Here is a 12,871-nt window from a genome sequence, read left to right on the forward strand (position 1 = left end):
CGTGACAACAGATCTCGACGTCGTCGTGGTCGGGGCGGGCCCAGTCGGCCTGACGTTGGCCAATATCCTCGGCCTGCACGGTGTTCGCACCATGGTGGTCGACGAGCGGGAAACGTTGATCGACTATCCGCGCGGGGTCGGCCTGGATGACGAGGCACTGCGGACCTTCCAGACCATCGGCCTCGCCGAGGCGATCCTGCCTCACACCGTGCCGAACCAAATTCTTCGATTTGTCGACGCCAAGCGCCGAGTGCTGGCCGAGATGGCCCCCGCCGATGCCCGGTTCGGCTGGCCCAAGCGCAACGGCTTCGTGCAGCCACTGGTTGATGCCGAATTGCTGCGCGGTTTGGACAGATTCGAGCACGTCGAGGTGTGCTGGAATCGCCCGATGACCTCATACGCGGAAGCACCGGAGGCCGTGACAGTCGAGCTCGGTGGCGACGGCGAGCCGTCGAGCGTGCAGGCGCGCTATGTCGTTGGCTGCGATGGCGGGCGCAGCACCACCCGGCGGCTGATGGGCGTGTCCTTCGATGGCACGACCTCGCCGACCCGATGGCTGGTCGTCGACTTAGCGAATGATCCACTCGGTCACCCCAACAGTGAAGTCGGCGCCGACCCCGAGCGGCCCTATGCGTCGATCTCTATCGCGCACGGAATCCGCCGGTTCGAATTCATGATTCACGCCGACGAATCCGATGAGCAGGCGCAGGACCCGGATTTCCTGGCGCGCATGCTGGCCCCGTTCGTGCCATATCCCGACCGGGTCGAGGTGATCCGGCGGCGGGTGTACACCCACCACTCCCGGATCGCGGGCGCATTCCGTCGTGGTCGGCTGCTTCTTGCCGGCGACGCCGCACATTTGATGCCGGTGTGGCAAGGGCAGGGCTACAACAGCGGTATCCGGGACGCGGCGAACCTGGGCTGGAAGCTTGCCGCAGTGGTGACCGGCCAAGCCGACGACGCGTTGCTCGACACCTACGACGTCGAACGGCGTAAGCATGCCCGGGCCATGATCGACCTGTCCACCATGGTGGGCCGGGTGATCTCCCCGACCAACCGAAGGGTCGCTGCCGTCCGCGACCTCATGGTGCGGTCAGCCTCAATTGTGCCCTCGCTCAAGCGGTATGTGCTGGAGATGCGGTTCAAGCCGATGCCGCGCTACGAGCACGGCGCGGTTGTGCATTCCGACCCGCGCCGCGAAGATTCGCCGGTCGGCACTTTGTTCGTGCAACCGCGGGTAGATACTCGTCAACGGTGCAATGTGATGCTCGACGATGTGCTGGGCGCCAACTTCGCGGTGCTGGCGTGGAATAACAACCCACGGGAAATCCTGGGGGAGCAGGCGTTTGCGAGCTGGAAGGCGCTCGGCGCGCGGTTTGTGGCGGCGCGCCCACTGCCTCAGCTGCAGTGGCCCGGTCACGACGATCCCGACGTGGTGGTCGTCGGCGATCGCGACTGCGATCTGAAGACCTGGTTCGATGCCCACCAGGAATCTGTATTGTTCCTGCGTCCCGACCGTTGCATCGCTGCCGCCGGAATCGCCCAGCTCGCACCGGAACTGAGCTCAGCACTCTTCGACGTCCTCACCTTGACTCCGGGAGGGGGTGATTCTCGAAGTGCCCATAGCCCTGTGCTGTATGTCCCACAGCCCGCTACTGAATCTGCCGGGGCCGCCCAAGGACCTCATTGATGACATCGACAGTGCGGTGGCGCAAGCTCAGAATTTGGTGCGCAAGTTCGACCCCGAACTCGTCGTCATCTTCGCGCCCGACCACTACAACGGATTCTTCTACAAGCTGATGCCGCCGTTCTGCATCGCCACCGGCGCAGCGGGTGTCGGCGACTACGGCACCCACGCCGGACCACTCAACGTTCCCGGCGCGATCGCGCTCGACTGCGCCAAAGCGGTACTCGATGCGGGCGTCGACCTCGCGATTTCGGCGAGCATGGCCGTCGACCACGGCACTGTCCAACCCCTGGAGAAACTGTTCGGTGACGCCACCGCGCCCCAGGTAGTGCCGATCTTTATCAACTCGGTCGCCACACCGCTCGGCCCGCTTCAGCGTTCCCGAGCGCTGGGAACCGCGGTCGGCCACCATTTGGCCACGCTGGACAAGCGGGTGCTGGTGGTGGGATCCGGTGGGCTTTCCCATGATCCGCCGATAGCGACCTTGGCGACCGCAACCCCGCAAGTAGCGGAACGAATCGTGCACGGCAAACCGATGACCTCCGAGCAGCGTCAGGCCCGTCAGACCGCGGTAATTGAGGCGGCGCAGCAGCTGGCCGAAGGACGCAGCGATCGTCAACCGATCAACCCGGCCTGGGATCACCGATTTCTCGAGATCGTCGACTCCGGACAGCTTGCCGACCTCGATGAGTGGTCCAACTCGTTCATCGCCCATGAGGGCGGCAACTCCGCACACGAGATCCGCACCTGGGTCGCGGCTTTCGCTGCGCTCGCGGCGGCCGGCCCCTACCAGACCGAAGTGCGCTATTACAAAGCAGCCGCCGAACTCATCGCCGGGTTCGCCATCCGCACGGCGGTATCGACATGACGGCGACCACCAACCACACCGTCGACGTGCTGGTCGTTGGTTCCGGCGGCGGCGGAATGACCGCCGCCCTGACGGCTCATGCTTCGGGCCTGGACACGCTGGTCGTCGAAAAGTCGCACCACTTCGGTGGTTCCACGGCGCTCTCGGGTGGCGGAATCTGGGTGCCGGGCGCGCCGGCGCAACGCCGGGAAGGTTACGCACCGCCTCGCGACGGTGTTGTCGAGTATCTGCAGCGCATCACCGAAGGGCTGGTCAGCGATGCGCGGATCCGGCAGTACGTCGACTCCGCGCCGGAGATGATGGCGTTTCTCGAGCAACTCAGCCCATGGTTTGAGTTCGTGTGGAAGCCCGGCTATGCCGACTACTACCCGGAACTGCCCGGCGGCTCCGAACTCGGCAGCACGATCAATGTGCCGCCCATCGATCTGCGCGAGCTGGCCGAAGAGGAGCAAAACCTGCTGCAACCCTTGGCGCTGGCTCCCAAGGGAATTTGGCTTGGCCCCAAGGAGCTTCGATCGTTTTATCAGGTTCGTCAGTCCTGGGCCGGCAAAGCGGTCCTGCTCAAACTGCTGTGGCGGATGGCCCGGGCGCGGCTCTTCGGCGACCGGATCGCAGCCATCGGTCAGTCGCTGGCGGCTCGGCTGCGTCTGGCGATGAAGGACCGTGCCATTCCACTGTGGCTGGACTCGCCGATGACACAGTTGCTCACCGACAACGACGGATCGGTGATCGGCGCCGTGGTCGTCAAAGACGGGACAGTGCAGCAGATCCACGCCCGTCGCGGAGTCATCCTGGCAACCGGGGGATTCGACCACGATCTGGCCTGGCGCAAAGAACACCAACCGGTCGTGGACCAGGATTGGAGCTTCGGCAACCCCGCGGCGACCGGTGACGGTATCCGTGCCGGCCAACAAGTGGGCGGCGCCACCGACTTGCTCGACGAAGCCTGGTGGTTCCCGGCCATCCAATGGCCCGACGGGCGGCTGCAATTCATGCTCAACGAGCGCATGATGCCGGCGCAGTTCATCGTCAACGGTGCGGGCAGACGTTTCATCAACGAAGCGGCACCGTACATGGATTTCGGTCACGCCATGCTCGACGGGCAGAAATCCGGGACTACCCACATTCCGTGCTGGCTGATCACCGACCACCGGTCCTGGAATCGATACGTGATCGCCGGTCATCTGCCGCTACCCAAGATTCCGGGCGCCCCGGTGCCCACCGGACGCAAGATGCCGAAGGCCTGGCTGGCGTCGGGTGTGGTCAAGGCCGCGGACAGCTGGAACGGTCTCGCCGCCGAGATCGGGGTTCCACCCGATCAACTACGCCAAACCGCAACACGTTTCAACCAGCTTGCCCACAACGGCCACGACGACGACTTCAACAGAGGTGACAGCGTTTACGACAACTATTACGGAGATCCCACCCTGACCAACCCCAACCTGTATCCGCTCGGCAAACCGCCCTACTACGCGTTCCGGGTCATTCTCGGTGACCTCGGTACGTCGGGCGGTCTGCGCACCGACCAGTGTGCTCGGGTGCTGCGCGGCGACGACACCGCGGTGCGTGGCCTCTACGCGGTCGGCAACACCGCAGCGCCGGTCATGGGGCGTAGCTATGCCGGAGCCGGTGCGACGATAGGCCCGGCCATGACATTCGGCTATGTCGCCGCCAAACACCTTGTCAGCCAAAGCTCATCACTTATCGGAGGTAACCAGTGAAGATCTCGCTGTTCTACGAATTCGCCCTCCCGCGCCCGTGGCAGCCCGACGACGAGCGGATCCTGCTGCAGGACTGCCTCGACGAGGTGGAGGCGGCCGACAAGGCCGGCTTCTCGACGGTCTGGCTGACCGAGCACCACTTCCTAGAGGAGTACTGCCATTCCACCGCGCCGGAGATGTTCTTGGCTGCGGCCAGCCAGCGCACTCAGAACATTCGACTGGGCTTCGGCATCATGCACCTGCCGCCAGTGGTCAACCATCCGGCACGGGTGGCCGAACGCATCGCCACCCTCGATCTGATTTCCAACGGCCGGGTTGAGTTCGGTACCGGAGAATCGTCTTCGGTCGGCGAACTCGGCGGCTTTGGCATCGATCCCGCAGACAAACGCGCCCAGTGGGAAGAGGCACTGGAGGTGGCGATCCGCTGCATGATCGAAGAACCGTTCACCGGATTCAAAGGCCAGCACATCGAGATGCCGGCCCGCAATGTCATCCCCAAGCCGGCGCAAAAGCCGCACCCGCCGGTGTGGGTGGCCTGCACACGGCCGGCGTCCGTTCAGATGGCAGCCCAAAAATGCATCGGCGCACTCAGTTTCGCCTACACCGGTCCGGGACCGCTGACCGAGCGGGTGAACGGTTACTACAAAGAACTCGAGGAAAGCGGCGTCCCGGTCACCCCGCAGATCAACCCGAACATCCTGGCTATCGGCGGCGACCTGTCGATGATGGTGGCCAAGACCGACGAGCAGGCCCTGGAACGACTCGGAATGGGCGGTGGCTTCTTCTCGTTCGGGATCATGCACTACTACATGACCGGCGTGCACACCCCCGGGCGCACCGGCGTTTGGAAGCGGTATCTCGAAGAATGCGAGAAAGACCCGACGCTGGCGTACGGACCCGGTCGCGGGGCGATCGGCTCACCGGCCACCGTGCGGGAGTTCCTGCGGGGGTACGAAGACAGCGGCGTCGACGAGATCATCCTGCTGCTCAACCCGCGCAGCCACGAAGGCACCATGGAATCCATCGAGCTCATGGGCAAGGAAGTGCTGCCGGAGTTCATCGAACGCGATGCCAAAGCAGTGGCCGACAAAGCCAAGCGACTGGCACCGGTCGTGGAGAAGATCGAGGCACGCCGCACCGCCTCGACCGCACCCGAGTTCGACGAAAGCTACTCATTTGGTGGGCTGCCCACCGGCCGCGGCGGCAAGTTCACCGCCAGCGAGATCCCCGAAGCCATGGCCGAGATCAACGAGGGTCGCGTCCAAGCTGCGCAGCGTGCCAAAGAACCAGGTTCGTGATCGAGCAACTGTGGCGTTATGACGGCCGCCGGGCGGTCGTGACCGGATGTGGTTCGGGCATCGGTGCGCAGGTGGTGGCACAACTCACCGAGCTCGGGGCCGACGTCGTCGGTCTGGACCGCGCCCGGCCGGCAGGTGAGATCGGCGAGTTCCACGAGGTGGACCTGGCGGACAGCGCGTCGATCGATCGTGCGGTGGCATCGGTTGGCGGGCAAGTCGATGCGCTGTTCAACGTCGCCGGTGTGTCCTCGGGGATCGGCGATCCGCTGCTCGTCGTCACGGTCAACTTTCTTGGCCTGCGGCATCTGACCGAGGCGGTGATCCCCAAGATGGCCGCCGGGTCGTCGGTGGTGAGTGTGTCCTCGCTGGCGGCTGCCGGCTACCGGGAGAGCCACCAGAAAACGGCTGGTCTGCTGCACACCGCGACGATGGCCGAAGGGATCGAGTGGTGCCGCCGCCACCCCGACGCGCTGACCGGTGGGGGCTACCGGTTGTCGAAAGAAGCGGTCATTCTCTACACCATGGGTTCTGCCGTCGCCCTGGGTGCCCGGGGTATCCGGATCAACTGCACCGGCCCGGGCGTGACCGAAACACCGATCCTCGACCAACTGCGGACCGCCTACGGCCAGGATTACCTCGACGAGATCCCCAAGCCGCTGGGTCGGGTCGCCGAACCCGCCGAACAAGCAGCGGTTCTGATGTTCCTGAACAGCCGCGCAGCCAGCTACATTTCGGGACAAGTCGTCTGGGTCGACGGCGGAACCGTGGGCGCTGCGATCGCCGGCGAGCTCGAGAAAGGAGCCGCGTCGTGGCCGGCCTGACAGACTTTCGTCGCGTCGCACGCGAGGTCAGCAACTGGGGCCGCTGGGGAGACACCGACGAGCTGGGCACCCTGAACTTCATCACTGCTGAGAAGATCGCCGAGGCGGCGAGCCTGGTCAAGCACGGCAAGGTCTTTCCGCTCGGTGTGGACTTCGGGTCGGCAGGACCGCAGGGTGCGTTTCGGTTCCGGCACAACCCGATACACGTCATGACCGTCGACGGTGGCGACACCAGCACGCTGGCGCAATACGGACCGCAATGGCCACGCAATCCGGTCGCTCAGGAGCTCAGTAAATACTTTCAAGACAACCCGTTTCGTTTCAATGACGACATGGTCATCATGCCGCTGCAAGCCGCCACCCAATGGGATGCGCTGTCGCACGTCTACTACGACGACCAGCTCTACAACGGCTTCCCGGCCGGCTCGGTCACCAGCTTCGGCGCATTGCACTGCGGCATCGACAAGATCGACACCAAAGGCATCACCTCGCGCGGTGTGCTGCTGGACCTGGTCCGCCACCGCGGTGCGGACACCTTTCTCGAACTCGGCAGTCCGATCACGCCCGACGAGCTCGACGACGTCGTCCGCTCACAGCAGGTGACCATCAAGCGCGGCGATATTGTGTTGATTCGAACCGGCTGGTGGGCAAGGTTTCTCGAGGCCGGTGACGGAAGTGAGCCGGGCGCGGGCCTGGACTGGCGCTGTGCTTCCTGGCTGCACGACCACGACGTCGCGGCAGTTGCAGCCGACAACCTGATGGTCGAAGACCCGGTATCCGGGGTCGAGGGAACGTATTTGCCGATGCACATGCTGTGCCTGCGCGACATGGGTTTGATGCTCGGCGAGTACTGGGACCTGACCGCGCTGGCGGCAGACTGCGCGGCCGACGGGGTTTACGAGTTTCAACTCGTCGCTCCGCCGCTGAGAGTCGTTGGCGCGGTGGGGTCTCCGCTGAATCCCATCGCAATCAAGTAGGGGCGAAGATGAGCAAACTTACTGAGACCGGGCCACTGGTCGTCGGTCTGGGCGGGACGTTGCGATCGAACTCGTCGACCGAACGCGCGTTGCGGAGCTGTCTGACAGCCGTTGAGCGCCAAGGTGGACGGACCAGGCTGTACTGCGGCGAGGACATCGATCTGCCGATGTATAACCCGCACGAGCCGGCCCGAACAACCAGAGCCATCGAGCTGATCGGTGCACTGCGCGAGGCCGATGCCGTCATCGTCGGCTCACCGGGCTACCACGGCGGCATCTCGGGATTGGTGAAGAACGCGCTCGACTACATCGAAGACATGCGCGGCGATTCCCGGGTCTACCTCGACAACAAGCCCTGGGGGTGCATCAGCTGCGCTTACGGGTGGCAGGCAGCCGTGGGCACGCTCGACCAACTTCGGGCCATCGGTCATGCGCTGCGCGCCTGGCCCACTCCGCTGGGCGTGGCGATCAACTCGGCAGACCAGATCTGGGATGCGGCCGGAGCGCTGGCTGATACGGGCGTGCAGGCCCAGCTCGACCTGTTGGCATCCCAGGTGCTGACATTCGTCCGTTCCGCTCCCGCCGCGAGCGCCGGCTGAGCGGGTACCCATGCGTTTTGTGCTGGTACATGGCGGCTTTCACGCTGCATGGTGCTGGGCACGCACGATTACCGCGCTGGAAACGCTCGGCCACCAGGGCATCGCGGTTGATCTGCCCGGTCACGGCGATCGCATCGACGAAGAGTCGACGCTCGAAAACCGCAGGGCAGCAATCGTTGCGGTGTTGCAGCCTGATGATGTGCTGGTAGGCCATTCCGGCGGCGGGTTCGATGCGACGCTGGCCGCCGACGCCGCGCCCGATGTGCTGAGACACATCGTCTATCTGGCTGCGGCACTACCCCGCGAAGGCCGCAGCTATCCCGAAGCAATGACCATGCGCAACGCCGAAGACGGTGAGTTCGACGGGGACGCCGGAAAGATGCTCGGCTACTTACGGTTCAGCGACGACGGCGCGATGACGTTCGCGGACTTTGAAGGGGCATGGGAATACTTCTGGCACGACTGTGACGAGCAGACCGCCCGGTGGGCGTTCGAGCGCCTCGGGCCGGAGCGGTTCGGTGAAACCACCGTCGCACCGGTATCCGTACCTCGGTTCTGGCAGGCTAACCTGCCGCGCAGCTTCATCCGTTGCCTGCAGGACCGGTCGATGCCCCGCTGGCTGGCCGACACAGTGGCACAGCGACTTGGCGTCGAACAATTGACCATCGACTCCTCGCACTGCCCGTTCCTCAGCCGGCCGCAAGAACTCGCCGAACTGCTCGTCCACGCGACAACCACCAACCCCGTCGGTCCGTTGGACCCGAACTGAGGAGTCTCGTTGGAGATTCAGCACAAAACCGTCGTGATCGACGGGCTCGTCACCAGCTACCTGGAAGCCGGGGTTGGCGAGCCGGTCGTCTTGCTGCACGGCGGGGAGTTCGGCGCCAGTGCGGAGATAGGCTGGGAGCGCAATGTCGTGGCCATTGCCGCCAATCATCGGGTCCTGGCACCGGACATGCTGGGCTTCGGGCAGTCGGCGAAGGTCATCGACTTCAACGACGGGCGGGGTATGCGAATCCGCCATGTCGCACGGTTTTGCGCTGCGTTGAACATCGATTCCGCACACTTCGTCGGTAATTCGATGGGTGCCATCATGCTGCTCAACGACGTCACATCGGATTCGGGCATCCTGCCGATTCGGACCATGGTGGTCATCTGCGGCGGCGGCGATATCCAGCGCAACCAACACATGGAGGCGCTCTACGAATACGACGCGTCCATCGAGGGCATGCGCCGCATCGTCGCGGCGCTGTTCCATGATTCCGCCTACCCGGCCGACGACGACTATGTGCGGCGTCGCTACGAATCCAGCATCGCGCCGGGGGCCTGGGAGGCGGTTGCGGCGGCACGGTTCCGCCGTCCCGGCGCCCAGCCGCCGCCGAGTCCGTCGAGTAGCCGTGCGTACGGCCGCATTTCGGTTCCCACGCTGGTCGTCGAAGGCGCGTGCGACAAGCTCCTTCCACCCGGTTGGGCCAAGCAGATCGCCGACCAGATTCCCGGCGGCCGTTCGGCTCTGGTCGACGCGGCCGGCCATTGCCCGCAGATCGAGCAATCGGCAATTGTCAACGAGTTGCTGCAAGAATTCCTCCGTTGACCGCACAGCGACAAACGGACCGTTCATCCTCGGCTGTTACCTACTCACGGTAAGCTCGGCGTTCTGTTGCCGACTATTGCCGAGCAGCGATGCGCCTGTGCGACTGAAGGTGGTTCCACACTCGGCCCGACCCGGCGGCGGAGTGAGCTTATTTCGTCACCCTGACGCTTCAAAGGAGTTGCGTGAAGGTCAACCGATTCAGCGCCGCCCTGAGCTTGCTGGCGACCATCGCACTGGTGTTGTCAGGGTGCAGCAGCCACGACAACAGTTCCTCGTCGCAATCCAGCGCAACCGCGGTACCAGTGCAGTGCGGCGGCAAAAAGAAACTCAAGGCCAGTGGCTCAACCGCGCAAACGCACGCGATCGAGCAATTCGTCTATGCCTATATCCGCGCCTGCCCCGGCTACACGCTGGACTATGACGCGAATGGCTCCGGCAAAGGCGTGGAGCAGTTCATCAGTAACGAGACTGACCTGGGCGGCTCCGACGTGGCCTTGGATCCATCGAAAGGTGAGCCCGACAGAGCGGCGGCGCGGTGCGGTTCGCCGGCATGGGACCTGCCGACGGTGTTCGGCCCGATCGCGATCACCTACAACATCAAAAATGTCAATACCCTGAACCTGGACGGCCCCACGGCGGCAAAGATCTTCAACGGCACCATCACCATGTGGAACGACCCGGCGATCACGGCGCTCAACAAAGGCACCAACCTGCCCGCGACCCCGATTCTGGTCGTGTTCCGCAGCGACGAATCCGGTACCACCGACAACACCCAGAATTACCTCGATGTTGCATCCAACGGTGCATGGGGCAAAGGCAGCGGAAAAACGTTCAACGGAGGTGTCGGGCAGGGCGCCGTCGGCAATGGCGGCACGTCATCAATCCTGCGGACCACTGACGGGGCGATCACCTACAACGAGTGGTCCTACGCCGTGGGCCGTCAGCTGAACATGGCCCAGATCATTACGTCAGCGGGGCCGGATCCGGTGACGATCACGGCCGAATCAGTCGGAAAGACGATTGCGGGTGCGAAGTTCAAGGGGCAGGGCAACGACCTGGTGGTGGACACGTCGTCGTTCTACAAGCCCACGCAGACCGGTGCCTACCCGCTCGTGCTGGTGACCTATGAGATCGTCTGCTCGAAGTATCCGGATCCCGCGACCGGCCCGGCTGTAAGAGCGTTCATGCAGGCCAGCATCGGTTCCGGGCAGGACGGTTTGGACGAATATGGGTACATCCCGCTACCGAAGTCGTTCGAATCGAAACTCGAGTCGGCGGTGAATGCGATCTCGTGATTAGCGGAAGGGAGCGTCGACGGTGACCGACCCAGATTCGCGGGTGGGTTCGTGGTTTGGGCCCTATCAGCTGAAGCGGCTACTGGGCCGCGGCGGAATGGGCGAGGTCTACGAGGCCGAGGACACTCGCAAGCGGCGGGTGGTGGCGTTGAAGCTGATCTCCTCGCAATTTTCCGGAAACCCGGAGTTTCGCGCCCGGATGCAACGCGAGGCCGATACCGCGGGACGGCTGACCGAACCACACGTGGTGCCGATCCACGACTACGGCGAAATCAATGGGCAGTTCTACGTCGACATGCGCCTGATCGAGGGCACGTCGCTGCGTGACATGCTGGCCCGCGGCGGGCCGCTGCCACCGGGGCGGGCGGTGGCCATCGTCAGCCAGATCGCCGCCGCGCTGGACGCCGCGCACGCCAGCGGCGTGATGCATCGCGACGTCAAACCGGAAAACATTCTGATCACCGGCAACGACTTCGCCTACCTGGTGGATTTCGGTATTGCCCGCGCCGCGACCGACCCCGGGCTGACCCAGACCGGCACCGCGATCGGGACCTACAAGTACATGGCCCCGGAGCGGTTCTCCGGTGACGAAGTCAGTTACCCCGCCGACATTTATGCGCTGGCGTGCGTGTTGGCCGAGTGTCTGACCGGAGCGCCGCCGTACCGGGTGGACAGCATCGAACAGTTGGTTGCCGCGCATTTGATGCAGCCGGTGCCCCGCCCCAGCCAAATGCAACCCGGGAAGGTTCCGCCGGCCCTCGACCAGGTGATCGCCAAGGGCATGGCCAAAAAGCCCGAGGACCGCTATCGCACCGCCGGTGATCTGGCCGCGGCCGCCCACGAGGCGCTGACGACCTCCGACCAGCACCAGGCCGCCACGATTCTGCGGCGCGGCGAAAGTGCCACTCAGATGGCCCCCGCCGTCGACCCGGGCCCGGCGGCCGGTTTCCGCAACCAGTCCACGGGGTCGCGTCCGCGCGGCGACGCGTGGACCCAGCCGGCGTGGGCCCCTCCGCCGGATGCCGGCGGTGGCAACTGGCCCAGCCAACCGGGGATCCCGGCGACGGGCAGCCGTGGCGACACCCCGGACTTCAGCAGAGCACCGGGGGCCGACGACGAGCAACGCAGGCGGTGGGTCCTCATCGGGGCGATCGCGCTCGTGGTGGTCGGCGTCCTCGTCGCGGTGGCGATTCTGGTATTCGGGTCGTCGTCCGGCCCGAAGTCGGCGAACGGGCAAGTTGACCTGCCGTTCAAGGGCCTCAACTTCCACCTCTCCCCAGGCGGGGTCGCGTTGGACACCGCCGGCAACGTCTACGTCACCAACCAGGGCATGTACGGCCGGGTGGTGAAGTTGGCGCCCGACTCGAGCAGCCCGGCCGTGCTGCCGTTCACCGGGCTGTACGAACCCCAAGGGGTGGCGGTGGACAGCGGCGGCGCCGTGTACGTCACCGACTTCAACAACAGGGTGGTGAAGTTGGCGCCCGGATCGAACGACCAGACCGATCTGCCGATCAACGGTCTCAACTATCCCGAGGGTGTGGCGGTGGACAGCGCCAACAACGTCTACGTCGCCGACCGGGGCAACAACAGGGTGGTGAAGTTCGACGCCAGTACCAACCAGCAGACCGATCTGCCGTTCAACGGCCTCAACCACCCCGATGGCGTGGCGGTCGACGGCTCCGGCAATGTTTTCATCACCGACTCCGACAACAACAGGGTCCTCAAGCTGCAGGCCGGTACGACCCAGCAGATCGAACTGCCGTTCACCAGTCTCGCGGTGCCCTGGGGTATCGCAGTCGACAAGGACGGCACCGTCTACGTCACCGAACACGACAACAGCCAAGTGGTGAAGTTGCCGGCCGGCTCCGACAAGCCGGTGGTGTTGCCGTTCACCGGCCTCAACACCCCGTTGGACGTGGCGGTGGACAACGACGGAAACGTCTACGTCGCCGACCGCGGTAACAACAGGGTGGAGAAGCTGCCGCCTAGCTGATCTGACCGGAAATACCGG

11 protein-coding genes are annotated in these 12,871 nt (G+C 64.6%); all 11 read left to right on the forward strand.

Annotated elements, in window-relative coordinates; translation table 11 throughout:
- Position 1: 1 nt before the first annotated feature.
- The 11 genes from AC5Y49_RS21045 to AC5Y49_RS21095 all read left to right on the forward strand — a co-directional run bounded on the left by AC5Y49_RS21045 (position 2) and on the right by AC5Y49_RS21095 (position 12,853).
- Positions 2 to 1,690, forward strand: a complete 1,689-nt coding sequence (locus tag AC5Y49_RS21045; RefSeq protein ID WP_499890733.1) for a bifunctional 3-(3-hydroxy-phenyl)propionate/3-hydroxycinnamic acid hydroxylase — start codon at positions 2 to 4, stop codon at positions 1,688 to 1,690.
- Positions 1,638 to 2,555 carry a 3-carboxyethylcatechol 2,3-dioxygenase gene (locus AC5Y49_RS21050; RefSeq protein ID WP_499890736.1) on the forward strand — a complete coding sequence of 306 codons (918 nt, stop codon included), beginning with the start codon at positions 1,638 to 1,640 and terminating at the stop codon, positions 2,553 to 2,555. The genes AC5Y49_RS21045 and AC5Y49_RS21050 overlap by 53 nt, the downstream gene beginning before the upstream one ends.
- A complete protein-coding gene (locus AC5Y49_RS21055) occupies positions 2,552 to 4,276 on the forward strand; it encodes an FAD-binding protein (RefSeq protein ID WP_499890739.1) in 1,725 nt (574 codons plus the stop codon). Before AC5Y49_RS21050 ends, AC5Y49_RS21055 begins: the two co-directional genes overlap by 4 nt.
- Positions 4,273 to 5,574 carry an LLM class flavin-dependent oxidoreductase gene (locus AC5Y49_RS21060; RefSeq protein ID WP_499890741.1) on the forward strand — a complete coding sequence of 434 codons (1,302 nt, stop codon included), beginning with the start codon at positions 4,273 to 4,275 and terminating at the stop codon, positions 5,572 to 5,574. The genes AC5Y49_RS21055 and AC5Y49_RS21060 overlap by 4 nt, the downstream gene beginning before the upstream one ends.
- Entirely contained in the window at positions 5,571 to 6,395 is an 825-nt protein-coding gene (locus tag AC5Y49_RS21065; RefSeq protein WP_499890745.1) for a coniferyl-alcohol dehydrogenase, read from the forward strand. The genes AC5Y49_RS21060 and AC5Y49_RS21065 overlap by 4 nt, the downstream gene beginning before the upstream one ends.
- A complete protein-coding gene (locus AC5Y49_RS21070; protein WP_499890748.1) occupies positions 6,383 to 7,372 on the forward strand; it encodes a cyclase family protein in 990 nt (329 codons plus the stop codon). The genes AC5Y49_RS21065 and AC5Y49_RS21070 overlap by 13 nt, the downstream gene beginning before the upstream one ends.
- 8 nt (positions 7,373 to 7,380) lie before the next feature.
- Complete coding sequence (locus AC5Y49_RS21075) at positions 7,381 to 7,971, forward strand: NADPH-dependent FMN reductase (RefSeq protein ID WP_499890753.1); 591 nt, start codon at positions 7,381 to 7,383, stop codon at positions 7,969 to 7,971.
- Positions 7,972 to 7,981: 10 nt separating this feature from the next.
- Positions 7,982 to 8,740, forward strand: a complete 759-nt coding sequence (locus AC5Y49_RS21080; RefSeq protein ID WP_499890755.1) for an alpha/beta fold hydrolase — start codon at positions 7,982 to 7,984, stop codon at positions 8,738 to 8,740.
- A 9-nt stretch (positions 8,741 to 8,749) separates the two neighbouring features.
- Positions 8,750 to 9,565 (forward strand): alpha/beta fold hydrolase, encoded by an 816-nt coding sequence (locus AC5Y49_RS21085; RefSeq protein ID WP_499890757.1) that lies wholly within the window; start codon positions 8,750 to 8,752, stop codon positions 9,563 to 9,565.
- Between the two features lie 182 nt (positions 9,566 to 9,747).
- The gene (pstS, locus tag AC5Y49_RS21090; RefSeq protein ID WP_499890759.1) at positions 9,748 to 10,860 is read left to right on the forward strand and encodes a phosphate ABC transporter substrate-binding protein PstS; all 1,113 of its coding nucleotides are present in this window, start codon (positions 9,748 to 9,750) and stop codon (positions 10,858 to 10,860) included.
- Positions 10,861 to 10,882: 22 nt separating this feature from the next.
- Positions 10,883 to 12,853 (forward strand): serine/threonine-protein kinase PknD, encoded by a 1,971-nt coding sequence (locus AC5Y49_RS21095; RefSeq protein ID WP_499890762.1) that lies wholly within the window; start codon positions 10,883 to 10,885, stop codon positions 12,851 to 12,853.
- The last annotated feature ends 18 nt before the right edge of the window (positions 12,854 to 12,871 follow it).

The sequence above is a fragment of the Mycobacterium sp. NGS62 genome (assembly GCF_059812285.1).